This window comes from Modestobacter sp. I12A-02662, from assembly GCF_041028325.1.
Lineage (GTDB): Bacteria > Actinomycetota > Actinomycetes > Mycobacteriales > Geodermatophilaceae > Modestobacter.
Genome location: NZ_JABGDE010000003.1, coordinates 162,375 through 186,718, shown reverse-complemented (window position 1 = coordinate 186,718; position 24,344 = coordinate 162,375). Strand labels below are relative to the sequence as shown.

Genomic DNA, 24,344 nt, shown 5'->3' with positions numbered 1-24,344 from the left:
AGGAGCGGGCATGCCTGCGGCCGCAGCTCGGCCGCCGTGTCGGGCGTTCACCGACCGGCCGCCTTGAGGACCTGCCCCACCGTGCGTATGAGGATCTTGATGTCCCCCCACATCGACCAGTTCTCGATGTAGAAGTTGTCGAAGGCCGCGCGGTCGCCGATCGAGGTGTCCCCGCGGAGCCCGTGGATCTGCGCCCAGCCGGTCAACCCGACCGGCACCCGGTGCCGCGCGCAGTACCAGGGGAACTGCCGGGTGAACTCGTCGACGAAGTAGGGCCGCTCCGGCCGGGGACCGACGAGGCTCATGTCGCCGCGCAGGACGTTCCACAGCTGCGGGAGCTCGTCGAGCGAGGTCCGTCGGAGGAACCTCCCGACCGCGTGCACGCGGGTGTCCGCGCCGATGTTCCAGCGGGTCGCGGCCTCCGACTGCTCGGCGGGCCGCATGGTGCAGAACTTGAGGAGGGTGAACGGGCGCCCGTCGAGTCCCACGCGGGTCTGGCGGAAGAGGACCGACTTCGTCTCCCAGCGGGACAGCGCGGCGCAGATCAGGAGGACCGGCGCGAGGACCACGACCGCCGTCGCCGAGATGACGACGTCGCTGATCCGCTTCCCGATCCAGATCCGGCTGCGGAAGGGGGCCCGGCGCATGCGGAGCAGCGGGATGCCCCAGAGGACCTCCGTCTCCCGGGTCACCGTGTGCACCTCGTACAGGCGGGGGACGAAGTAGATCTCGCAGGAGAGCCGGTCGCAGGTGCGGAGCATGCCGACGACGGAGGGCTCACGGACCGAGCCGTACGTGACGATGACGACGTCGATCGCGTGCTCCAGCACGACGCGGGGCAGGTCGTCGTAGCGCCCCAGGATCGGGACCGGCCGCTCGTCCTCGCCGAGCAGCGGGTCGTCGTCCACCATGCCCGTGGGCTCGAGGCCGTACTGGCGATGTGCCAGGAGGTTGGCCACCAGGGTCCCGGCCACCCGGCCGGCACCCAGCACGAGCGTGCGCTGCCGCAGCTTCCGCCGGCGGCGGGCCCACCGGATGCCCGCGTACGCGGCGAAGCGCCCGAACACGCAGAGGACACCGAAGACCGCCGCGGTCCGCAGGCGCGCAGTGCCCGCGGTCCCGTCCCCGAGCCCACCGAGCACCATCGCGCCCGCTCCCGCGGCGAGGGCCCGCCCCAGGATGGCGGGACCGTCGTCGAGGACCGACAGGGACAGGCGGGGCCGGTAGAGGTCCCCGCACGCGAAGAAGGCCACCACCAGGACCAGGAGCGTGAGCGTCTTCAGGCTCCCGGTACCCGTCAGCGCCATCGCAGCCGTGAACGCCACCACGTCGACGATCAGCAGCATCGACGTGGGGAGCCAGAAGGCGGTGCGACGGGCCCGGCTCCGCTCGAAGGCGGCGTGGAACGCCGACGCCCCCGCCGGCGCGACCGTGCCGGCAGGAGGCCGGTGCGCGGAACCCCTCACGACCGGCGGTGTCCCGGCACCGCCCACATCAGTCGTCATGGCCGGCCGGGTCAGGCCGCGACGCTGGCGAGGCGCTCGGCTTCCACCATCGATGCGAGCCCCTCCGTCAGGCTGACGGTGGGTACGTAGCCGAACCCCTCGAACGCCGCCCGGGTGTCCGCGGCCGTGTCGCGGACATCGCCGCGCTGCGTCGGCAGCCGATGGACCTCGATGCTGCCGGCCAGCCCGGACACGATGTCGATGACCTCGTTCATCGAGGTCCGGCTGCCGCCGCCGATGTTCGCCACACCGGTGAAGTCGGATCGGGCGGCGTCGGACATGGCCCGGACCACGTCGGCCACGAACGTGAAGTCCCTGGTCTGCGTGCCCTCGCCGTACAACTCGAACCGGGTCCCGTGGACGGCGGCCGACACCAGCCTGCTGAACGCCATGTCGGGTCGCTGTCGCGGGCCGTAGACGGTGAACAGCCGCAGCGACGCGGTCGGCACGCCGAACCCCACCCGGTAGAGCTCGCAGAGGTGCTCCCCGGCGAGTTTCGTGACGCCGTACGGCGACACGGGCTGTGGGCGGAGCGTCTCGACGGTCGGATGGGTCTCGGCATTGCCGTAGACGCTGGAGCTGGATGCGTAGACGAGCTTGCCCAGTCGGACCGACCGCGCCGCTTCGAGCACCCGCTGCGTGGCGAGGACGTTGCGGGCCGCGTAGTCGGCGAAGTGGGCTCCCCACGAGGGCCGTACGCCCGGCTGACCGGCGAGGTGGTACACCGTGTCCGCGCCGGCGAAGAGGTAGGGCAGCGGTGCCGTGAGCAGGTCCTCTCGGCACAGGGTGAACCGGTCATGCCTCTGCAACAGGCTGAGGTTGGCCTCCTTGAGGCGTGGGTCGTAGAAGTCGGTCAGGCAGTCGATGCCGACGACGTCATGGCCGTGCTCGAGCAGGTACTCGCCCAGATGTGACCCGACGAAGCCCGCGGCTCCGGTGACCACGCATCTCATCTCGTCGTCCCCCCGCCTCAACCGGCACGTTTCGAGAGTGACGCTAGGGACCGAGTCGTGCGGCCGGATCCGCCGGAGAGACGAGAGGGCCTACGCACGACGACGGAGTTCGCCCGCCTGGTGACCGCTGCGTAACCGATCGATCGCGGCTCGTGCAGGACGAGGGCGCCCGGTCAGAGCAGGCCAGCACGCCGCGCGATCATGACCGCCGCCAGCGAGGTGTGGACCTCCAGCTTCGTCAGGATGCTCTGCGCGTGGGTGCGCACGGTGTTCGGCGAGATGGCCAGCCGCTCCGCGATCTCCATGCGGTTGGCCCCGCTGGACATGGCGCGCAGCACCTCGCGCTCACGGACGGTCAGCGAGGCGAGCGGACGCTCCGCCGCGCGCGCCTCCTCGTCCTCGGTCAGCAGGCTGTGCAGCAGCTTGGTGAGGAGCAGCGGCGGGATGCACGTCTCGCCGCGGACGACACCGTGGATGACGTCGAGCAACGAGCCGATGCCCACGTCCCTCGGGACCCAGCCGCGGAAGCCCACGTGGACGGCGCGCGTCAGGACGGCGGGGTCGTCGACCCCGGTCACCCCGACGAGCTTGAGTTCCGGACGGGCCTGGAGGAGCTCGTCCGCCAGGGTCAGGAAGGTGCAGTGCACCGACTCGACCGCGAGGACCGCCACGTCGACCGGGCGTCCCCGCACGATGCTCAGCGCCGCCGCCGGGTCCACGACGGCGCCGACCACGCGCAAGCCCGGCTCCGCATCCAGGCGCAGCCCCAGGGCCTCGGCGAAGGAACGGTGATCGTCGGCGAGCAGCACGCGCGTGTCCCGCATGGCCGAATGCTGAGTCAGTCGCCCTCCTCCGTCGACCCGCAGGGAGCGGACAAGGCCCTACGCCAACTGCAGTAGTGCACGATCACAACGTATCGGCAAGACCGGCGTCGGCCACCAGCGCGACGGCTTGCAGACGGGTGTGCACTCCCAGCTTCAGCAGCACGTTCTGGAGGTGCGTCCGGGCGGTGCTCTGCGCCACCCCGAGCGTGTGGGCTATGGCGACGGTGTCCTCCGCCTCCACGAGGCTGCGGAGCACCTGCCTCTCCCTGTCCGTCAGGGCCTCGACCAGACGGCGGACCCGGAGGTGCTCGGCGGACGCGACCGGTTGGCGAGGCTGGGTGAGTGGTGCGAGCCTCCGCCCGTGCCCCGCCCGTTCGATGGCCTCGATGATCGTGCTGATCGCCAGGTCCTTGCGCAGGAAGCCGGCGGCCCCCGCCGTGAGAGCGGCTGACTGGTCCGCCACGTCATCGGACCCGGACAGGACGACGATCGCGCAGGAGGGCAGACGGGCCCGCAGCAGGGGCACCGCGTCCAGGCCGTTGGCGTCCGGGAACCTGAGGTCGATGACACAGACATCGGGGCGGATCTCCCGGCCGATCAGCAGCGCCTGGTCGGGCGAGTGCGTGACGACGACCTCGTGCCCGCGCCGGGCCAGCACCGTGGCCAGCGACTCGATGAAGAGCCTGTGGTCGTCACAGAGCACCAGTCGCACGGGAGACGACCTCCTCCCGCGGTCCGTGCCCGGCACGGAACTCGCGGTCACCATGGCCGGCGGCCGGGAGTGACAGCACCACGCGGGCGCCGCCGAAGCTCGGGGCCAGGCCGACGGTGAGGCTGCCGCCGATCGGCTGCAGCGCGGCTCGGGTGAGCAGCAGCCCTGTCCCGGAGCCACTGGGCACGCGCCCGAACCCCGGGCCGCTGTCGTCGACGAAGACCCGGATGTGGGTGGCGCTCCGGCGCACGGTGACCAGCACGCGGCCCTGCGGCCCCGCTGCCCGGGTGGCGTTGTCGATGACGTTCACCAGGCAGCGGCGGAGCACGACCCGGTCCAGGGCGCAGACGAGACCGCCGTCGGCTCCCTGGCGGGTCAGCGTGCCGCTCCACGTGAGGTCGAACGCCGCGAACACCGACTCGAGCACCTCGTCGACGTCCACGGGGGCGGACGTCTCCGCAGGGTCCCCGGCGCGGGCGCCGAGCACGCTCCACGCCGCGTCGGACACCTCCTTGACCTGCTCGGCCAACTGCCCCAGACATCGGCGGACGTCTGCCGGGACCCCCGGACTCGTGCGTGCCACCTCGGAGAGGGCGAGCACGGCGGCCAACGGCTGGCGGATCTCGTGCATCGCCTCCTTCAACCGGCTCTCGACCAGGACTGCGACGACCTCGTCGACGACGAGGTCGCCGCTCTCTGCCGACCCATCCACCATGACGCCCCCTGGTCGCCGACACGCTCACCTGCCGGTCTGCCCTGCGGAAGTTAGAGCAGCGCGGCGTCATGGAACAGGCCCATCGACACCCCACTGTTCACCTTCTGTCGACGTTCTCGCCACCCTGCACAGGTCGTTCACGTCCCGGGACTACCAGTGGCGCAACGCGGCCGATTGCATTCCGCCCACATTGATCATCGTGCGCCGGATCGGCATTCCGTACCGCTGCCATGCACTTTGCTACGACGATCAGCCGACGTGTCGTCGCTCCTGGTCCCCACCGCGGTCGGAGCCGCACCCGGCTCCGACCGGCGGCCGACCTGAACGGGGGACCCGATGGACTGGTGGAACCCGGCGATCGCTGTCGCGGGCCTGCTCGTGGGCGTCGTCGTGGGACTGACCGGGATGGGCGGAGGGGCTCTGATGACCCCGATCCTGGTGTTCGCCTTCGGCGTCCCGCCCCTGGCCGCCGTGTCGAGCGACGTCGTGGCGAGCCTCTTCATGAAGCCGGTCGGCGGCCTGGTCCACCTCCGGCACGGCACCGTGCACGTCGGCATGGTGCTCTGGCTCTGCGTCGGCTCGATCCCGGGCGCCTTCGGCGGCGTGGTGCTCCTGCGGCTGCTGGCCAACGGTGCCGACGTGCAGTCGCTGCTCCTGACCGCCCTGGGCGGGGTGCTGATCCTCGCGTGCGCCGCCATGACGGGGAAGGCGTACCTGAGACTGCGCGAGCGGGCACGCCGGCGGAGCAGCGGCGCCGCGACGGCGACGGAGCCCGAGCTCTCGGCCATCCCGGTCCGCCGCCTGCCCACCGTTCTGGTCGGCCTCGTGGGCGGACTCGTCGTCGGGATGACCTCCGTCGGCGCCGGGTCGCTCATGATCGTGTGCCTGTTGCTGCTCTACCCGTCCATCCGCGTCGGTCAACTGGTCGGCACGGACCTGCTGCAGGCAGTTCCCCTGGTCGCCTCGGCGTCGGTCGGGCACATCCTGCTCGGGGACTTCACGCTCGGACTGACCGGGAGCATCCTCATCGGGGCCGTCCCCGGGGTGTGGCTCGGTGCCCGGGTGTCATCCCGGTCCCCCGGGAGCTTGGTCCGGAGAGCGCTGGCGATCGTCCTGCTCGCGTCGGGCATCAAGTTGTTGGGCGCGTCGACGGAGGTCGTCGCCGCGGTGAGCGGCAGCGCACTGGTGGGCGGCGCCGCCCTCTGGGCCTGGCTGCGGGTCCGCCACGGTGAGGCCCCTCTGGTGTGGCAACAGCGCCGTCGCGCCTCCAGCGCCGCTCGGGTCCCCTGACGTGCCACCCGGCAGGGCGTCGCGCTCGCGACGGGCCGTCCGGGCCGGACGCCGTCAGGTCCCCCGACGCCCCAGAGCCCGGTAGGTCCAGCCGGCGCCCTCCCAGGTCGTCCGGCTCAGCGCGTTGCGACCGTCGAGCACGCGCTTCTTCCGGACGACCCGCCCGAAGGCGACCGGGTCGAGCTCGAGGTACTGCGGCCACTCGGTCAGCAGCAGGACGGCGTCGGCCCGGTCCGCGGCCTCCTCCGGTGTCTCGGCGAAGTCCAGGTGCGGCCACTCGCGGCGGGAGTTGTCCAGCGCGGCGGGGTCGGTGACGAGGACGACGGCGCCCTGCAGCTGCAGCTGGGCGGCGACGTTCAGCGCCGGGGAGTCGCGGATGTCGTCGCTCTCGGGCTTGAACGCCGCCCCCAGCACCGCGACCCGCTTGCCCAGCAGGGAGCCGTCGCAGACCTCACGGGCCAGCTCCACCATCCGGATCCGCCGGCGCATGTTGATGTTGTCGACCTCACGCAGGAAGGTCAGCGCCTGGTCGGCGCCCAGCTCGCCGGCGCGGGCCATGAACGCCCGGATGTCCTTGGGCAGGCAGCCCCCGCCGAAGCCGAGACCGGCGTTGAGGAACTTGCGGCCGATCCGGTCGTCGTGACCGATGGCGTCGGCGAGCTGCTTGACGTCGGCGCCGGTGGCCTCGCACAGCTCGGCCATCGCGTTGATGAAGGAGATCTTGGTGGCCAGGAAGGAGTTGGCCGCGGTCTTCACCATCTCCGCGGTGGCGTAGTCGGTGATCACCTGCGGCGTGCCGGCGGACACGATCGGGGCGTACACCTCGTCCAGCAGCGCCCGGGCGGTCTCCCCCTCCGGGTCGGCGGGCAGGCCGTAGACCAGCCGGTCGGGGTGCAGGGTGTCGGCCACCGCGTAGCCCTCGCGGAGGAACTCCGGGTTCCAGGCGAGCATCGCGCCGGGGACCTTGCCGGTCACCAGCTCCGCGAGCCTGGCCGCCGTCCCCACCGGCACCGTCGACTTGCCGACCACCAGGTCGCCGGGGGCGAGCACCTGCACGAGGGACTCGACGGCAGCCTCCACGTACCGCATGTCCGCGGCGTACTCCCCCCGCTTCTGCGGCGTGCCGACGCAGAGGAAGTGGACGATCGATCCGGCGGCGTCGCGGACGTCGGTGCTGAACCGCAGCCGACCCGAGGCCAGCGCCCGGCCCAGCAGCGCCTCGAACCCCGGCTCGTAGAACGGGGGCGTGGCCTGCTGCAGCGCCTCGACCTTGGGCTGGTCGACGTCGATCCCGACCACCTCGTGACCGAGCTCGACCATCGAGGCCGCGTGGACCGCGCCCAGGTAACCGCACCCGATCACCGAGATCTTCATCTGCGCCTCCGACCTGGCCGTACCCGCACCGAAGTCCGCACGGTAGGGGTGGTGCCGTCACCGCGCCAGCGCCAGCGCCCCGCCTGGTCGCCCGCTCACCCGAGATGGCGAGCCGTCGCCGGCCAGCGCCGGGCCACCTCAGCGTGTCCCCCGCCCCGACCGGCTCGTGCGCGGCGTGTCGCACCGAACACGCGGTGACGATTTGGGCACGGAGTGCCATTCAAATTACCGTGCTGGACGTCGGCCCGCTGGCCGACCGCCAGAGGGGGACGCAGGACGTTGCACGCCGCAGGACACGGCCCGGACACCGGCCGTCACCGCCGTATCGAGACACCCCCGGACACCGGCCGGCACCGCGCCGTCCCCCCGCCGTCGCTCCCCGAGCCGGTGCGCGGCCGGCACGCCGCCCTCGCCGCCGCTCCGGCGCCGGTGCGACGCCGGCACGCCGCTCCCGCCGAGGCCGGACCGGCGACGCCGAGCCGGACACCGCAGCGGGTGATCGCCGCCGGGGCACTGCTCTGCATGGCGGCCGCACCGGTGCTCGCGCGCTCCGCGACCGGGCTGGGCATGAGCGACGCCGTGGCCGCCGAGATCGCGGCCGATCCGAGCCAGGCGGCGGCCACCCTCGAGGAGCTCAGCCGCGGCGGCGAGTTCGTCGGCGCGGCAGGGCTGGGTGCCACGCCGGACCTGATCTCCGCCACGTCGTTGCCGGACTCCACCGCCGGCCGGTGGCTCGCCGCGACCACCCCCGGCTGGCCGGTCCCCGCTGGTCCGACGCCGGGCACGACGTCACCCGGCGCGCCCGCCCCGGACACGGCCGGCGCGGCCGGCGACGGGACGCCGGCTCCCGGGACGACGCCGGGGGACCCGTCGGGCAGCGGTGCGGCGACGCCCGCCCCCGGTTCCCCGTCCGGCAGCGAACCGGCGCCCACCGGCAGCCCCCAGCCCACCGGGCAGCCCGGGGACGACGAAGGGGACGACGACGGGGACGACGAGAGCCCCGTCGCGTTCACCGTCCCGGACGTCGAGGAGCCCGAGGTCACCGAGCCCGAGGTCACCGAGCCCGAGGTCACCGAGCCCGAGGTCACCGAGCCCGAGGAGACCGCCGAGCCCACCGACGAGCCGGCACCGGAGACGACCCGCGAACGGCGACGGGAGCGCGACCGCGACCGCGACCGGGGGTCCGCCACGGACCCCGGCAGCTCCCCGTCGCCGACGAGCGCTCCGACGACGAGGGCCGCCACCGTCACCGCGCTGGACGAGGTGCTCCAGGACCTGGCCGGGACCTTCGGCCGCTGAGCGATCGGACCCCCGGTCCCGCTCCGCCGCCGAGGGGGAGGTCGGCGACAGAGCGGGGGTCCGGGACCCGGGGCCGGGCGCGGGGGAGGCAGCCCGGCCCCGGGTCGATCAGGCGGGCCGTCGTCCTTCCGCTGACGGTGGGTGACCACTCGGCAGCACGGGAGGTCGTCGCTCCGGCCTGGGCACCAGTGAACGCGACGCACGGTGACTGCAACATCGCCCGTTCGGCGGACCTTGACGCCGACTGTGAGCTCCGCCGCGCTCGAACGGCTGACGCCGGCAGGCGAGAGCCCGGCGGTCCCCGGGGTCACCCCCGGGAGGGACGGCACGCGGCGCGGTGGTCAACCGGGCCGCCGTCCGTGCCGACCACTCCGGCATGCCGATCGCCCCCGCGCGTCGCGACAATGCCGTCGACCCGGTCACCCTGCTGCCCACCCGGGTGCAGCTGCTCGAGCGCATCACCGAGCGCGCGTCCTCCTCCGCGGTCGCTCCGGCCGCGCTGGTCCTGATCGGGCTGCTGCGCCGGGACGACGGCCGGCCGCTGCCCGCTGACGGCCTGCACCGGGTCGCCGGGCTGCTGTCCGCCTCGACCCGCAGCGACGACTGGCTCGCCCGCTCCGGCCCCACCGAGTTCGCCGTCCTGCTCGACGGCGCCGCAGCCGACGCCGAGACCGCCAGCAACCGGCTCGTCGCCGCCGTCGCCGCGGCCGGGGTCGCCGGCCTGACCGCCTGCGCGGGCATCGCCGGTCTCTCCCCCGACACCTCCGCCGGCGAGGTGCACCGCCGGGCCACCCTGTGCCTGACCGCCGCCCGCAGCGTCGGCGGGGGCCGGGTCATCCGCTACAGCGGCAGCCGCCGCTGACCAGCGCTCAGCGGACGACGGACCGTCCCTCGTCCTCCCCCACTGCCCGGCCGGCCGCGCGCGCGTCGAGCCGCTCCCGCTGCGGTACGACGACGTACTTCGGGTCCTTGGTGCTGGCGATGCCGGCCTCGAAGACGCCCATCCGGGTCAGCAGCGAGCCGGCCGCCAGCAGCACCCCGCCGAGCACGGCGCCTGCTCGGGTGCGCCCCGCCAGCGCGGTCAGCCCGGCTCCGGCGATGGTGCACCGCTTGGACGCGTGCAGCAGCCGCCCGGCCTTGCCGGTCAGGTACGGCTCGCTGACGATGCCGTGCCCGTGCTCCACCCGGTGCAGGGCGGCGAGCTCGACCAGCGAACCGACGACGGCGGTCTTCCGGCACGGCCCGGCCTCCTCGACCGGGGTCAGCGCCATGGTGAGCCCGCCACCGGCCGCCATCGCGGAGCCCCCGAAGACGAACGGCAGCTCCGCGTGGGCCTCGTGCCAGCTCGGCGCGGCGGTGTTCGCGATGAGCACCGCGGTGTAGGTGGCCATCGGCCCGCCGAAGACCCCGGCGCCCACGGCCGCGGTCTTGCGCAGCGCGGGGAAGGCCCCGGCCAGCCTCGGGAGGAACGGCAGCACCTTCGCCGCCGTGCCGAGCACCGGCCGGAGCTCCAGCAGCCGCAGCCCGGCGGCCGCCGCGGCCAGGGCACTGAACGGGGAGAGGATGTAGGACCCGACCGACAGCGGCGAGGTCGGCTTGAACACCCGCAGCATGTGCAGGAACCGCTCCGGCCGGCCCAGGTCGTCGATCAGCAGCACCACCGACGCCAGGGCCCCGGCGCCCGCCACGTACTCGGCGTTGCGGGCCAGCTTCGGCCGCCCGGTGAACTCGGCGAGCGCGGCGATCACCGAGGACGTACCGGCTGCCCCGCCGAGGAAGAAGTACAGCGGGACCTCGGGGTTCTTCCACGTCGGCGTCTTGACGATCTGCCGGCCGTAGTACGACGAGAACTCCGCCTCGGGGACCATCGCGGCCTCGCGGTTGCCCCCGCCCCAGCCGCCGTCGCCCTTGCCGCGGCGGCGCTTGCGCCGCGGCAGGGTCAGGTCCTCACCGCCGGCCCGGTGCCAGCCGGCCCCCGGCGCCAGCGGCGCCTGACCGGCCGGCTCGTTGTCCGTCGGCTGCTCGCTCACGCCCGCCCCTCCCCGGCCATGTTGGCCAACATGGCCGTCACCTGGCTCACGAGCGCTTCCGTCCGACGAACGCCGACGCGACGACGCCGACGATCATCGCCGCCCCGGCCGCGGCCGCCTTCCACATCGCGGGGAGGTCCCGGGTGGTGACGATCGGGTCGGGCGGGAAGCCGTACACCTCCGGCTCGTCGAGCAGCAGGAAGAACGCGCCCGCGCCGCCGACGCCGTCGTCCTCGTCCCGGCCGTAGAGCCGGGCCGTCTCCACGCCCTGGGCCTTGAGCGTGGCCAGCCGGGCGTCGGCCCGGGTCTGGAGCTCGTCGAGGTCCCCGAACTGGATGGACTGGGTCGGGCAGGCCGTGGCGCACGCGGGCATCAGGCCGTCGGTGAGCCGGTCGTAGCACATCGTGCACTTGAAGGCCCGGCCGTCGTCCTTGCGGGTGTCGATGACGCCGTAGGGGCAGGCCGAGACGCAGTAGCCGCAGCCGTTGCAGATGTCGCCCTGCACGACGACCGTGCCGAACTCGGTGCGGAACAGCGCACCGGTCGGGCAGACGTCCAGGCAGCCGGCGTGCGTGCAGTGCTTGCAGACGTCGGAGGACATCAGCCAGCGGATCTGCTTGTCGGTGCCGCTCTGCCCGGTCTGCGGGTCGTACTCGCTCAGCGCCTCGGCGTTGAGCACCGACGCCGAGGCGCGGGCCAGGCTGTCGGGGTCCCCTGAGGCGGCCGGCGACGGGCCGGTGCCCTGCCGGTCGTCCCCGGGCCGGCGATGAGTGGGCATCGGCAGGTCGACGGCACGGCTCTGCTCGATGAACGCCACGTGCCGCCACGAGTTGGCCCCGAGCATCCCGGTGTTGTCGTAGGACATGCCGGACAGGCCGATCTGGTCCTTGACGCCGTGCGAGTCGTCCATCGGGAGCGTGTTCCACTCCTTGCAGGCGACCTCGCAGGCCTTGCAGCCGATGCAGACCGACGTGTCGGTGAAGAACCCGACCCGGCGCGGGTGGTCGTCGGTGTAGCCCGCCTCGGCCGAGACGTCGGGCAGCGGCCCGAACAACCGGTTCTCGGTGTCCTGGCCGTCGAAGGCCGGGCTCGCCGAGCTGATCCAGCTCATGCCGGCCTCCTCCCCGTGGTGCGCGTCACGCGCCTGCCTCCTCGATCGCGCTCGGGTCCTCGTCCGGCGCCCGGCCGTTGACCCCGACCCGGCCGGACTCGACCCCGGCCCGCCGGCGGTAGGACTCGACGAACTCCAGCAGCTCCGGTCCGCGGGGACGGCGTCCGGGCCGGATGTCCGCCGTGCTCACCTTGTCCTCCTGGATGTGCGTGTTGGCGTCGAGCACGATGCCCAGCAGGTCGTTGGCCGCGTCGCCGGTGGAGATGCCGGCGTACGACCAGTGGTACGGCATGCCGATCTGGTGCACGACCTGCCCGTCGCGCAGCCTGAGCGGCCGCACCCGCTCGGTCACCAGCACCTTCGCCTCGATCGCCGTCCGGGAGCTGACCAGCGTGGCGAACTCGCCGTTGACCAGCCCGCGCAGCTCCGCCAGCTCGGGGCTGACCTCGACGAAGAACTCCGGCTGGAGCTCGGACAGGTAGGGCAGCGTGCGGCTCATCCCCCCGGCGGTGTGGTGCTCGGTGAGCCGGTAGGTGGTCACCTGGAACGGGAAGACCTCGCTGCGGGAGGGGTTCTCCCGGTTCCACGGCCCGGCGATCCGCTCGATCGTCGGGCTGGACTGCTGCTCGTAGAGGAAGTTCTCCACCACCGACTCGGCCGGCTCGTAGTGCGTCGGCAGCGGGCCGTCGACCAGGCCGGCGGGCGCGTAGAGCCAGGCCTTGCCGTCGCCCTGCATGACGAACGGGTCGTTGCCGGCCAGCGCGTCCTGCGCCTTCGCGCCCTCCGGCGGCACGTAGTCCGGCCGCTTGGTCGCCTCGAAGTCCGGGACGTCGTCCCCGGTCCAGCGACCGGCGTCCTCGTCCCACCACACGTACTTCTTGCGCTCGCTCCACGGCCGGCCGTCGGGATCGGCGGAGGCGCGGTTGTAGAGCATCCGCCGGTTCAGCGGCCACGCCCAGCCCCACTCGGACGCCACCGGTCCCTGCTCCGTGTGCGGCTTGCGCCGCGCGGCCTGGTTGACCTCGTCGGCGTACACGCCGCAGTAGATCCAGCAGCCGCCGCTGGTCGACCCGTCGTCCTTCATGTCCAGGTAGGTCGACAGCGCCCGCCCGTCCGGCCCGACGCCGTTGATCTCGCGCAGCACCGCCTCGGCGTCCGGGTCGGCGGTCTCGCCGTGGGTCGGGTAGTCCCACGTCATCCGCAGCAGCGCCTGGTCCCGCGGGTCGGTGGAGTCCTTCAGCCGGTCCCGGAGGATCCGGCCCAGGTGGAAGTAGAACCACAGGTCGCTGCGCGCGTCGCCCGGCGGCTCGACCGCCTTGTGCCGCCACTGCAGCAGCCGCTGGGTCTGGGTGAAGGTGCCGTCCTTCTCCACGTGCGTGGCGGCCGGTACGAAGAAGACCTCGGTCCCGATCGTGTCCGGCGACATCTCGCCGGTGTCGATCTCCGGGCCCTCCTTCCAGAAGGTCGCCGACTCGATCATCTGCAGGTCACGGACGACCAGCCAGTCCAGGTTGGCCAGGCCGAACCTGTTCATCCGGCCGTTCGGGTGCCCGACCGAGGGGTTCTCGCCGACGAGGAAGTAGCCGTGCACCTTCCCGGCGATCATGTCGGCGATCGTCCGGTACGAGCTGTGGTCACCGTTGATCTTCGGGAGCCAGTCGAACCGGAAGTCGTTCTCCGGCTGGGCGGCGTCCCCGAACCAGGCCTTGAGCAGGCTGACCATGTAGGCGCGCTTGTTGCCCCAGAACCCGGCCTTGCCGGCGGCGTCGGCCACGTAGTCGTCCAGCGACCCGTGCTGCGCGGCGTGCGGCATCGGCAGGTAGCCGGGCAGCAGGTTGAACAGCGTCGGGACGTCGGTCGAGCCCTGGATGCTGGCGTGGCCGCGCAGCGCCATGATCCCGCCGCCGGGCCGGCCGATGTTGCCCAGCAGCGTCTGCAGGATGGAGGCGGTCCGGATGTACTGCGCGCCGACGCTGTGCTGCGTCCAGCCCACCGAGTACACCCACGCCGTCGTCCGGTCGCGGTTGCTGTTGGCGGTGACCCACTGCGCGACCTGCTCGAACACCTCCGGCTCGATGCCGCAGACGTCGGCGACCATCTCCGGCGTGTAGCGGGCGAAGTGTCGCTTGAGGACCTGGAACACCGAGCGCGGGTGCTGGAGCGTCTCGTCCCGCCGGGGCTTCGCCGGGATCGGCGGGCCACCGCTGCCGAAGGACTGCGCGCGGTCGGCGGACTTGACCTCGTGGTGGTCCTCGCCGGCGTCCTGCTCGGCGGCTCCCGCCGGGTCGTCCGAGCCCGAGTGCGGGGCCTCCTCGAACTGGTACTCCCAGCTGTCGGTGTCGTACTGGCCGTGCTCCGGGTCGAACCCGGAGAACAGGCCGTCGAGGTCCTCGGCGTCGACGAAGTCCTCGCTCACCAGCGCCGCGGCGTTGGTGTACGCGACCACGTACTCCTCGAAGTACAGCTCGTTGTCCAGGACGTACTTGATCAGCCCGCCGAGGAACGCGATGTCGGTGCCGATCCGGATCGGCACGTGCAGGTCGGCGATCGCACTCGTCCGCGTGAACCGCGGGTCGATGTGGACGATCTTGGCGCCCCGGGCCTTCGCCTCGGACACCCACTGGAAGCCGACCGGATGGCACTCGGCCATGTTCGAACCCTCGATGACGATGCAGTCGGAGTTCGCCAGGTCTTCCAGGAAGTTGGTCGCGCCACCACGGCCGAACGAGGCTCCCAGACCGGGAACCGTGGAGGAGTGCTATATGCGGGCCTGGTTCTCGATCTGTATGGCGCCCAGGGCGCTGTACAGCTTCTTCATCAGGTAGTTCTCTTCGTTGTCCAGCGTCGCGCCGCCCAGGCTGGCGATGCCCATGGTGCGGTTGACGCGCTGCCCCTCGTCCTCGTCCTGCCAGCCCTTGTCCCGGGCGGCCAGCACGCGGTCGGCGATCATCTCCATCGCCGTGTCCAGGTCGAGGTCCTCCCAGTCCGTCCCGTACGGACGGCGGTACTTGACCGTCGTGACGCGGGTCGGGCTGGTGACCAGCTGCTTGCTCGCGCTGCCCTTGGGACACAGCCGGCCGCGGCTGATCGGGGAGTCCGGGTCGCCCTCGATCTGGACGATCTGCTCGTCCTTCACGTACACGTCCTGCGCGCAGCCCACGGCGCAGTACGGGCAGACCGACTTCACGACCCGGTCAGCGGTCGCCGTGCGGCTGACCACCTGCTCGGTCGCCTTGCTGCGTGCCGCCTTGCCCCGCCCGAGCGGGTCGGAGCCCGTGAGCTGCCGGTACACCGGCCACGCGTCCAGCCACGTCTTCACGCAGGCAGCTTGCCACCTGCGGGGACGTCCCGCGCGTCCGGCGGCGTGACTCTCCGTGGCATCCCCGGGCCCCGCGGCACACCGGTGCGGGCGCCCCCCTCACCCACCGGGGTGAGGGGGCCGACCGGTCCGTTCACTCGAGACGGTCGAGTTCCGAGAACAGGGACGTGAGCTCCGCCATCCTCGTCGACCCCGTCCGTGCCGGGGGCTCCCCCGTCCGGGGTGCCTCGGTCGGCCTGGCGCGACCCCTCGCCCTGACCCTCGTGGCCGCCGCGGTCACCGCCGTCGCGGGCTTCGTGCTGCCACCGACCGGCACCGCCCTCGCGGTGGTCCTCACCTCCGGCGCCGTGCTCGGCACCAGCGTGCTGCTGGCCGTCCGGGCGTCCCGCACCGCGCACCCCCGCGCCTGGCGCTGGTTCGCCGCGTCGCTCGCGGTCGGCGGCCTCGGCGCCGCCCTGGCCGCCGGGCTGCTGCCGGCGGGCTCCATGGCACTGGGCGCCGTCCCCGGGCAGCTGCTCGCGGTGCCGGCGGTCCGGCACCTGATGGACCGCGAGTCGGTGCGCGCCGCCCGGGCCCAGCTGACCAGCTCGCTGGCGCTCTTCGTCGTCGCGGACCTGCTGCTGGTCCACAGCGTCCTCCGGCTGACCGTCGCCGACCCCGCCCTGCTGTCGGCGACGCAGACAGGGACGATGTTCGCCCTGCTGCTGAGCACCGCCGTCGGCACCGGTCTGGCGCTGGTGCTGATCTCGGTGGGCTCCGCCGCCGACCGGCGGGTGGGGCTGCTGGTCCTGGCGGCCCAGCTGTCCGCGACAGTCGCCGGCGCGCTCTGCTCGATCACCGCCGGCCCCCGCGGGCTGCACCTGCTGGCCTCCGGCGTGAGCGTCCTCGGGCTGGGCCTGCTCGCCGTCGCCTGCTGCGGTGACCGGCCGGGCGAGGGGCGGCGGGTCCCCGCCCCCGGCACCGGCGGCTCGGAGCTGGCCGCCCTGCTCCCGCACGTCACCGCCATGCTCGCGGGCTCGCTGCTGCTGGTCAGCGTGTGGCGCACCGGCCAGCTGCACCCGTCCGCCGTCCTGCTCGGCGTGCTCGGCCTGGTCGTGCTGGCCCTCCACCAGGGGCTGTCGGGGCGGGCCCAGCGGCGGCTGACCGCCGAGCTGCAGCGCAGCGAGGCGGCGTTCCGCACCCTGGTGCGGGGCAGCGCCGACCCGGTGGTGATCCTCGACGAGGAGCTGCGCGTCCAGTGGGTCTCCCCGGCGATCACCGGGATGCTGGGCGTGGACCCGGCGGGCGCCGTCGGGCTCTCGATCGCCGACGTCGTCCACGCCGACGACACGCGCGACCTGCTGCACCCGGCGCCCGCCACCCCGGACGGGGAGGGCTCCGCGGCCAGGACCCGCACCGTCCGGGTGCGGCACGTGGACGGCCGCTGGCGGCTGGTCCAGGCCCGGGTGCACGACCTGCGCAGCGACCCGGACGTCGGCGCGCTCGTCGTCTACTGCCGCGACGTGACCCCCACCGGGCCGCGGGCCACCGATCCCGACCTCGCCGTCCTCACCACCGTCGACCCGGCCACCGGGCTGCCCAACCGCGCCGCGCTCACGCAGCGGCTGGCCGCGGTCCTGCGCGGACCGGCGCCGCACGGCACCTCACTGGTCGTCCTCGGCGTCGACGGGCTGCCCGGCTCCGGCGACGGCGCGGCCGCGCCGGTCCTCGCCGAGCTCACCACCCGCTTCGCCCGGGCACTGCGCGGCGACGACTGGCTGGCCCGCACCGGTGGGGACCAGTTCGCCGTGCTGGTGACCGGCACCGTGGCCGACGCCGAGGTGGTCGCCACCCGGCTGGTCACCGCGGTGGAGGGACAGCCCGCCGGAGGCGTCCGGCTCACCGCGGGTGCCGGGGTCACCGCCCTGGCCGCCGACGTCGACGCCGGCGAGGCGCTGCGCTGGGGGGACCTCGCGCTGCGCAGCGCCATCTCCGCCGGGCCCGGCCGGGTCCGCCGCCACTCCGACGCGCTGCACCTCACCCGGCGCCGGGAGGAGGCCCTGCGCGCCGACCTGGAGCAGGCTCTCCCCGACGGCCAGCTGCACCTGGTGTTCCAGCCGGTCGTCGACCTGGCGCTGCGGCGCACCACCTCCGTCGAGGCGTTGCTCCGCTGGACGCACCCGGTCTACGGCAGGATCTCCCCGGTCGAGTTCATCCCCCTCGCCGAGGAGTCCCCGCTGATCAACGAGGTCGGTCGCTGGGTGCTCGCCCAGGCCACCGCGACGGTCGCCGCCCTGCCGCACCCGGACCTGGTCGTGGCGGTCAACATCTCGGCGCGGCACGTGCGCAGCGGGGAGCTGGTGGACGACGTCCTCGCCGCGCTGGCCGCCAGCGGGCTGCCCGCCGGCCGGCTGGTCCTGGAGATCACCGAGTCCGTGCTCCTCGACGACGGCCACGTCGTCGCCGACCTGGAGCGGCTGCGCCGGCTGGGTGTGCGGATCGCGGTCGACGACTTCGGCACCGGCTGGTCGTCGCTGGCCTACCTGGCCGGGCTGCCGATCGACGTGCTCAAGATGGACCGGCACTTCCTCGCCGACGTGGAACACGACCGGCAGCGCCGTGCGTTGTGCGCCTCGGTCCTGCACCTGGGCACCAGCCTGGGCCTGGCCGTGGTCGTGGAGGGCGTGGAGACGGAGGCGGAGCTGCAGCTGCTGCGCGACATGGGGCACCGGTTCGTCCAGGGCTTTCTGCTCGCCCGCCCCCTGCCGGCTCCCGCGCTGGTCTCCGACCTGCCCGGACGTCCCGCGCCGGACGCCGTCCCGCCCGTGCACCGCGGTGCCGGGGGTGCGTCGTGAGCGGCCCGATGCGGCACGCCGTGCTGACGACGCTGGCCGGGCTGCTGGCCCTGGCGGCCGCGGCGGCCGGCCCCGCCGACGCCCCGTGGGGCAACCTGGTCCTCACCGCCGTGTCCGGCTGGACCGCCTGGCGCGTGCACCGGCTCACCCGCCGGCTGGACGGCGGCCACCGGCCGTGGCAGGTGCTGTCGGTCGCCTCGCTGCTCTTCGCCCTCACCAACCTGCTCAGCGCCACCGGGCTGGACGGCGAGAACGGGGGCCCGGCCACCGGGGACCTCGTCCTGGTGCTGGCCACGCTGGGCCTGTCGCTGAGCTGCGTGCTGCTGGCCGGGCACGGCACCGGCGGCCGCTGGCACGTGCTCGCGCTCGACGGCGCCACCGTGGTCGCGGCGCTCATCGTGATGGCCGACGTCCTGCTCATCGCCCCCGCCTTCCGCACCGACCCGGTCGACAGCACGCTGCTGCTCGCCTACGGCGCGTACCCCGCGTTCTCCGTCGGGCTGGCCGCCGCGCTGTGCACCGTCTCGGCCACCGCGCTGCGCCGCTCGGCCACCGCGCTGGCCGTGATGATCACGCTGCTGGGCCTGGCCTCCGCGCTGTTCTCCGTGGCCGTCGCGCAGGGCGGGCGGGCGTGGGAGCTGGCCGCGGACGTCGCCGTCCTGCTGGCCATGGTCAGCGGGGTGCTGGCCGTCGAGCTGGTCCCACCCGGCCGGGACGGCGACCCCGCCGCCAGCCGGCCCACCGTGAACCCGGTCGGCCTGGTGCTCCAGGTCGGCGCGCTCGTGGGCGTGCCGGCCACCCTCGTGGCCGCGGTCGTCTTCGACCTGCCCGTCGGCCCGGTCGCGATCATCGGCACGGCGGTCCTGCTGGGCCTGCTGGTGGTGCGGCTGTTCGACCGGATCCGGGACAGCGGGCGCATCCGCGACGACCTGCTCCGCAGCGAGGAGGACTTCCGCGGGCTGGTGGAGGCCAGCACCGACGGCGTGGCGATCGTCGACGCCGACCTGCGGCTGGAGTTCACCTCGCCGGCCGCGCGCACCCTGCTGGGCATCGACCCGGACGGCGACCGCCACCCTGGCCTGCTGGACCTGCTGCCCCCGGAGGACCGGGCCCGCGTGCTCCGGGAGCTCACCGCGGCCGGCGGCGAGGCGCACCCGGTCGTCTCCCTGCGGGTGCCGCGGGCGTCCGGCGAGTTCGGCGACCTCGAGGTCACCCACCACGAGCGGCCCGGCAGCGACCGGCGGGTCCTGCAGCTGCGCGACGTCAGCACCCGCCGGCGCCGCGAGCGCGAGCTCGAGCGGATGGCCTTCACCGACCACCTGACCCGGCTGCCCAACCGGGCCATGCTCTTCCGGGAGCTCGCCACGCTGAGCGCGGCCTCGGGCGAGCGGAGCCTGCTGGTGCTCGACCTGGACGGCTTCAAGGCGGTCAACGACACCGCCGGGCACGAGGCCGGTGACCTGCTGCTGATCGAGGTCGCCCGGCGCCTGCAGGGGCTGCTGCGCAGCGAGGACCTGGTCGCCCGGCTCGGCGGTGACGAGTTCGCCGTCCTGGTCGTCGGGGACGAGGAGGCGGCGGTGGAGGCCGCCCGGCGCATCGTCGAGGTGATCGCCCAGCCCTGCCGGGTGGGCGACCGGACCTTCATCGTCGGCGCGAGCGTCGGCGTCGCCGACGTGCAGCCCGGCGGCGGGCAGCTGGCCTTCCGTGAGGCGGGCACCGCGCTGCGGACGGCCAAGGAGGCCGGCAAGGGCTGCTGGCGGGTGCACACCGCCGACCTGGTCGGGCAGGCCGCGGCCAGCCGGGACGTCGCGTCCGCCCTGGCCGCCGGTGAGGTGCAGCTGCGGTTCGACGCGATCGCCAACGGCGACACCGGGGTCATCTCCGCGGTGCGCGCCCAGCCGGTGTGGGTGCACCCCGGGCTCGGGGTGCTGCCGGCGCCGGAGCTGTGGGCGGCGGCCGAGCGGCAGGGCCACACGGCCACGCTGCAGCAGTGGGTGGTCCGCACCGCGTGCCGCGAGGCGGTCGCGCTCGACCGGGAGCTGCTGGTGACCGTCGACCTGCCGGCCGGTCTGGTGCACGCCGACGAGCTGCCCGGCGAGGTCGCGGCGGCGCTGGCCCTCAGCGGGCTGGCCTCCTCCCGGCTGGTGCTCTCCTTCACCGAGGAGGTGCTGCAGACGTCCTCGGCCGCGCTCATCCCCGCCCTGCAGACGCTGCACGAGGCCGGGGTCCGGCTGGCGCTGGACGACTACGGCATGGGGTCCACCCTCTGGGCGCTGCTGGCCCGGGTGCCGCTGGACGTCGTCATGGTGGACATGCGGGCGCTCGACGTCCCCCGCCACCCCGAGCGCAGCCTGCAGGTGCTCACCGCGATCGAGCGCAGCGCCACCGGGTTCGGCCTGGAGACCGTGGCGACCGAGGTCGACACCCCGGAGATGCTGGCCGACGTGCGCGCCGGCGGGCTCGTGTCGATCACCGGCGCGGTGCTGCCGACCGCGCAGACCGCCGCCCAGCTGGCGGTGCTGCTCCGGCACCCGTCCTCGGCGGTCGCGCTGCCGGCGTCCCGGTCGCACGCGGAAGTCTGATGACCCGGGCGCTCGCCCGCGCCGATACTGGTCCGGTGAGCCTCCCGTCCCTGCGGTTCCTCGGCCACTCGACCGTCCGGGTAGAGCTGGCCGGCCGGACGGTCCTCACCGACCCGCTGCTCACGCCGGGGGTCGGCGCGCTGCGCCGGGTCGCCGCGGTGCCGTCCCAGGAGACGTGCACCGGCGTGGACCTGGTGGTCGTGTCCCACCTGCACACCGACCACCTGCACCTGCCGTCGCTGCGCCGGCTGGGCCGGTCCACCCCGGTCGTGGTGCCGCGCGGAGCCGGTCGCTGGCTGCGCGGCAAGGGCTTCACCGCCGTCGAGGAGCTGGCGCCCGGGGAGTCCCTGTCCGACGGCGGGCTCACGGTCACCGCCACCGAGGCCCGGCACAGCGCCCACCGCTGGGGCCCGCGGCTCACCTCCGGTCCGCACGCGCCCGCGGTCGGGCACCTGCTGCGCGGCGACGACGTCACCGTGTACGCCGCCGGCGACACCGACCTGTTCCCCGGGCTGGCCGACCTCGGCGCGGACGGCGTCGACGTCGCCCTCCTGCCGGTGTGGGGCTGGGGCCCCGACCTCGGCCCGGGCCACCTCGACCCGCTCCGGGCCGCCGAGGCGGTCCGGATGCTGCGCCCCCGGGTCGTCGTCCCGGTGCACTGGGGGACGCTCGCCCCGGCCGGCATGACCCGGCTCCCCAACCCCTGGCGCGACCGGATGCGCCGGCTGCTCAGCGAGCCTCCCCGGCGCTTCGCCGCCGCCGTGGCCGCCCACGCCCCGCTGACCCAGGTGGCGCTGACCGAGCCCGGCGCGCCGGTCGCCCTCCCCCAGCCCGGCCGGTGGCCGGCCGGGCTGCCCCGCCTCGAGGAGGCGCCGTGACCGGCGGCGCGACGGCGCTCGCCGCGAGCTGGACCGACTCCGCCTCGCTCGGCTACCCGCTCGTCTTCGGCGGTGTGCTGCTGGGCTCCATCGTCCCGGTGGTGCCGACCGGGGCGGTCGTGGGCGCCGGCGCCGCGGTCGCGGTGACCACCGACGAGCTCTCGCTGTCCCTGGTCCTGCTGCTGGCGACGCTGGCCGCCTTCCTCGGCGACGTCACCACCTTCGGCATCTGCCGGTTCGGCGGCCCGGCCGCCGTGCGCTGGGTGGCCCGGGGCCAGCACGCCGAGCGGATCGAGGAGGTGCGCGACCAGTTCCGGCGGCACGGCTGGCAGATCGTCGTCGTCGGCCGGCTGCTGCCCGCCGGCCGCATCCCCGTGCTGCTGGCCGCGGGCGCGCTGGCCTACCCCTGGCGCCGGCTGCTGCCGGCGTCCCTGGCCGCCGCGGCCGTCTGGGCCGCCGCCTACGCCGCGCTCGGGGTGCTCAGCGGCGGCATCTTCGACTCCCCGCTGCTCGCGACGCTGATCGCCACCCTGCTGGTGCTGCTGGTCGGGCTGCTGCTCAACCTGCTCCCCCGCCGCGGCCACCGCAGCGGCGAGGGCGACCCCGACCCGGACCCCGCGCCGTCCCCCGCGGGGTGCGAGCGGCCGTGACCGGGAGCCCCACGACCGGGCGGGTGCTGCGCACCGGCCGGACCCTCGCCCGGCTGCTGCTGGTCTGGGCCGCGGTCACCGGCGCGCTGGTCTGGCTGGACTCCCTGCTGAACGGCTTCGCCATGCGCGCGTGGTGGCACCCGCCGGTCGCGGCGCTGCTGCTGGGCGTCTCGGCCGCGGTGGTCTGGCCGCTGGTCATGCGCGTGGCGCTGCCGATCGCCTTCTTCACCCTGGGTCTGGGCAGCTTCCTGCTCATGGGTGCGGGCGTGCTCGCGGTCTTCTACGCCATCCCCGGTGTGGAGGTGCGCTCCTTCGCCACCTCGGTGGTCGTCGCGGTGGCGATGGCCGGGACAGCCGGGGTCATCAGCAGCGTGCTGGCGGTCAACGAGGACGAGCTGTTCTTCCGCCGGGCCCGCCGCCGGGCCACCGCCCGGCTCGTCGACTGCCCGCCCGGGGTGCTGTTCCTGCAGATAGACGGGCTCGGCCACGACGTCGCCCGGCGCGCGGTCCGCGACGGCACCATGCCCACCTTCGCCGCCTGGCTGCGCGCCGAGAGCCACGTGCTGCGGTCCTGGCACACCGACTGGAGCTCCCAGACCGGGGCGAGCGTCTGCGGCATCCTGCAGGGCTCCAACCACGACATCCTCGGCTTCCGCTGGTACGAGAAGGACCGCGACGCGGTGGTGGCCGTCTCCCATCCCGTGGACGCCGCCGAGGTGGAGCGGCGGCACTCCGACGGGCGCGGCCTGCTGGCCGGCGGGGGCGCCGGGCGGGGCAACCTGTTCACCGGCGACGCGCCGCACGTCTCGCTGACCATGAGCTCGATCGCAGTCGTGGTGCCCCGCCGCTCCCGGCGGGAACGGCGCGCCCGGGACCGGGTCGGCGCCGGCTACTACGCCTACTTCGCCAACCCCGTCAACGCGCTGCGGACGATCGTCGTCTCCCTCGTCGACGTGTACCGGGAGCTGTCGGCGGCGGCCCGGCAGCGCCGGGCCGACGTGCGGCCCCGGGTCAAGCGCGGGGGGATCTACCCGCTCACCCGGCCGGGGACGACGGTGATCTCCCGGGACGTCGTGGTCAACGCCCTGCTCGAGGACATGATGGCCGGCCGCCCGGTCGTCTACGCGGACTTCCTGGGCTACGACGAGGTCGCCCACCACTCCGGCATCGAGCGCTTCGACACCCTCGAGGTGCTCCGCAGCATCGACCAGCAGATCGGCCGGCTCTGGCGGGCCGCGCAGCTGGCGCCCCGGCCCTACCACCTGGTGTGCCTGTCCGACCACGGCCAGACCCAGGGCCAGACGTTCACCGGCCGGTTCGGCGAGTCGGTCGAGGCGCTGGTCGGCCGGCTCTGCGGCGGCCCGGGCGCGCCTGCTCCGCGGCGCCGGCTGTTCGGGTTGCGGCGGCCCGACCCGGCCGCGGACAGCCGGCGTCCGGCCGAGTCCTGGCAGGTGACCTCCGCGCTGGCCGAGGGTGGCGGGCTGATCGCCCGCCGCCTGCGGGAGCGGACCGCGCGGGCCGGCGCCCTCACCGCGGCCACCCCGGCCGCGGAGCACGGCGCGGTCGCCCGGGTGGCCCCGGGCGTCGTCGTCACCGTCTCCGGCCACATGGCGCACGTGTCGTTCACCGACGTCCCCGGGCGCGTGCCGCTGGAGACCATCGAGCGGCGCTGGCCGCACCTGCTGCCGTCCCTGGTCGACCACCCGGGGATCGGCTTCCTGCTCGTGCACTCCGCCGAGTTCGGTCCCGTGGTGCTGGGCCGGGACGGGCTGCGGCGGCTGCACACCGGTGTGGTGATCGGCGAGGACCCGCTGGCGCCCTACGGGGAGCACGCCGCCGGGCTGGTCGCCCGGGCGTCCTCGTTCCCGCACTGCCCCGACGTCGTGGTCAACAGCCGCTACGACCCGTACACCGACGAGGCGTCCCCGTTCGAGCCGCACGTCGGCTCGCACGGCGGCCTCGGCGGGCCCCAGCAGCGCGGCTTCCTGCTGCACCCCCGCTCCTTCGCCGACCCCGGGGAGATCGTCGGGGCCGAGCGCCTGCACCGGGTGCTGCGCGGCTGGCTGACCGACCTGGGGCACCCGGAGCCGGACGGCGACCGGCGTCCCTCCCGGACCCACTCGGCGGACGGGGTGGCCGCGCAGGCCTGACCTGCCGCACCGGCGGGCCTCCGCGCGGCACGCCGGACCGGTTCGCCCGACGCTTGCCGCGGAGCCCGCTCCCCGCCACCCTGTGGCCCAGGGGAGACGTGAAGTTCATGTGAACGAC

At 74.3% G+C, this 24,344-nt stretch carries 16 protein-coding genes and 1 pseudogene; 8 read left to right on the top strand and 9 right to left on the bottom strand.

Features of this window, described 5'->3' with window-relative positions; genetic code table 11:
• Positions 1 to 47: 47 nt before the first annotated feature.
• The 5 genes from HL189_RS03700 to HL189_RS03680 form a co-directional block, all read right to left on the bottom strand.
• Entirely contained in the window at positions 48 to 1,466 is a 1,419-nt protein-coding gene (locus tag HL189_RS03700) for a sugar transferase (RefSeq protein ID WP_369132356.1), read from the bottom strand.
• A 50-nt stretch (positions 1,467 to 1,516) separates the two neighbouring features.
• The gene (locus HL189_RS03695) at positions 1,517 to 2,458 is read right to left on the bottom strand and encodes an NAD-dependent epimerase/dehydratase family protein (RefSeq protein ID WP_369132355.1); all 942 of its coding nucleotides are present in this window, start codon (positions 2,456 to 2,458) and stop codon (positions 1,517 to 1,519) included.
• A 173-nt stretch (positions 2,459 to 2,631) separates the two neighbouring features.
• Positions 2,632 to 3,282: a response regulator transcription factor gene (locus HL189_RS03690; RefSeq protein ID WP_369132354.1), complete on the bottom strand. Its 651-nt coding sequence runs from the start codon at positions 3,280 to 3,282 to the stop codon at positions 2,632 to 2,634.
• An 82-nt stretch (positions 3,283 to 3,364) separates the two neighbouring features.
• Positions 3,365 to 3,994: a response regulator gene (locus HL189_RS03685; RefSeq protein ID WP_369132353.1), complete on the bottom strand. Its 630-nt coding sequence runs from the start codon at positions 3,992 to 3,994 to the stop codon at positions 3,365 to 3,367.
• Complete coding sequence (locus HL189_RS03680; protein ID WP_369132352.1) at positions 3,975 to 4,709, bottom strand: sensor histidine kinase; 735 nt, start codon at positions 4,707 to 4,709, stop codon at positions 3,975 to 3,977. Before HL189_RS03680 ends, HL189_RS03685 begins: the two co-directional genes overlap by 20 nt.
• A 336-nt stretch (positions 4,710 to 5,045) precedes the next feature.
• On the opposite strand from HL189_RS03680, the gene HL189_RS03675 reads away from it, so the two are divergent.
• Positions 5,046 to 5,999 (top strand): sulfite exporter TauE/SafE family protein, encoded by a 954-nt coding sequence (locus HL189_RS03675; RefSeq protein ID WP_369132351.1) that lies wholly within the window; start codon positions 5,046 to 5,048, stop codon positions 5,997 to 5,999.
• A gap of 54 nt (positions 6,000 to 6,053) precedes the next feature.
• Here the strand turns inward: HL189_RS03675 and HL189_RS03670 are convergent, their stop codons facing one another.
• On the bottom strand, positions 6,054 to 7,373 hold the full coding sequence (locus HL189_RS03670; protein WP_369132350.1) for a UDP-glucose/GDP-mannose dehydrogenase family protein: 1,320 nt from the start codon (positions 7,371 to 7,373) through the stop codon (positions 6,054 to 6,056).
• A gap of 279 nt (positions 7,374 to 7,652) precedes the next feature.
• Here HL189_RS03670 and HL189_RS03665 point away from each other — a divergent pair, with 279 nt between their 5' ends.
• Positions 7,653 to 8,672, top strand: a complete 1,020-nt coding sequence (locus HL189_RS03665; protein ID WP_369132349.1) for a hypothetical protein — start codon at positions 7,653 to 7,655, stop codon at positions 8,670 to 8,672.
• A 376-nt stretch (positions 8,673 to 9,048) separates the two neighbouring features.
• A complete protein-coding gene (locus HL189_RS03660) occupies positions 9,049 to 9,534 on the top strand; it encodes a diguanylate cyclase (RefSeq protein ID WP_369132348.1) in 486 nt (161 codons plus the stop codon).
• 7 nt (positions 9,535 to 9,541) lie between these two features.
• Here the strand turns inward: HL189_RS03660 and nrfD are convergent, their stop codons facing one another.
• The 3 genes and pseudogenes from nrfD to fdh form a co-directional block, all read right to left on the bottom strand.
• The gene (gene nrfD / locus HL189_RS03655; protein WP_369132347.1) at positions 9,542 to 10,702 is read right to left on the bottom strand and encodes an NrfD/PsrC family molybdoenzyme membrane anchor subunit; all 1,161 of its coding nucleotides are present in this window, start codon (positions 10,700 to 10,702) and stop codon (positions 9,542 to 9,544) included.
• 46 nt (positions 10,703 to 10,748) lie between these two features.
• The gene (locus HL189_RS03650) at positions 10,749 to 11,813 is read right to left on the bottom strand and encodes a 4Fe-4S dicluster domain-containing protein (protein WP_369132346.1); all 1,065 of its coding nucleotides are present in this window, start codon (positions 11,811 to 11,813) and stop codon (positions 10,749 to 10,751) included.
• 25 nt (positions 11,814 to 11,838) lie between these two features.
• Positions 11,839 to 15,132, bottom strand: a pseudogene (fdh, locus tag HL189_RS03645) (formate dehydrogenase).
• Between the two features lie 167 nt (positions 15,133 to 15,299).
• On the opposite strand from fdh, the gene HL189_RS03640 reads away from it, so the two are divergent.
• The 5 genes from HL189_RS03640 to HL189_RS03620 are packed head-to-tail and all read left to right on the top strand — an operon-like array spanning position 15,300 to position 24,226.
• A complete protein-coding gene (locus HL189_RS03640) occupies positions 15,300 to 17,966 on the top strand; it encodes a putative bifunctional diguanylate cyclase/phosphodiesterase (RefSeq protein ID WP_369132345.1) in 2,667 nt (888 codons plus the stop codon).
• On the top strand, positions 17,963 to 20,548 hold the full coding sequence (locus HL189_RS03635; RefSeq protein WP_369132344.1) for a diguanylate cyclase: 2,586 nt from the start codon (positions 17,963 to 17,965) through the stop codon (positions 20,546 to 20,548). The genes HL189_RS03640 and HL189_RS03635 overlap by 4 nt, the downstream gene beginning before the upstream one ends.
• A gap of 35 nt (positions 20,549 to 20,583) precedes the next feature.
• The gene (locus tag HL189_RS03630; protein WP_369132343.1) at positions 20,584 to 21,426 is read left to right on the top strand and encodes an MBL fold metallo-hydrolase; all 843 of its coding nucleotides are present in this window, start codon (positions 20,584 to 20,586) and stop codon (positions 21,424 to 21,426) included.
• Entirely contained in the window at positions 21,423 to 22,076 is a 654-nt protein-coding gene (locus HL189_RS03625; protein WP_369132342.1) for a DedA family protein, read from the top strand. Before HL189_RS03630 ends, HL189_RS03625 begins: the two co-directional genes overlap by 4 nt.
• Positions 22,073 to 24,226, top strand: coding sequence for a phage holin family protein (locus tag HL189_RS03620; RefSeq protein ID WP_369132341.1), 2,154 nt, complete (start codon positions 22,073 to 22,075; stop codon positions 24,224 to 24,226). Before HL189_RS03625 ends, HL189_RS03620 begins: the two co-directional genes overlap by 4 nt.
• Positions 24,227 to 24,344 lie beyond the last annotated feature (118 nt).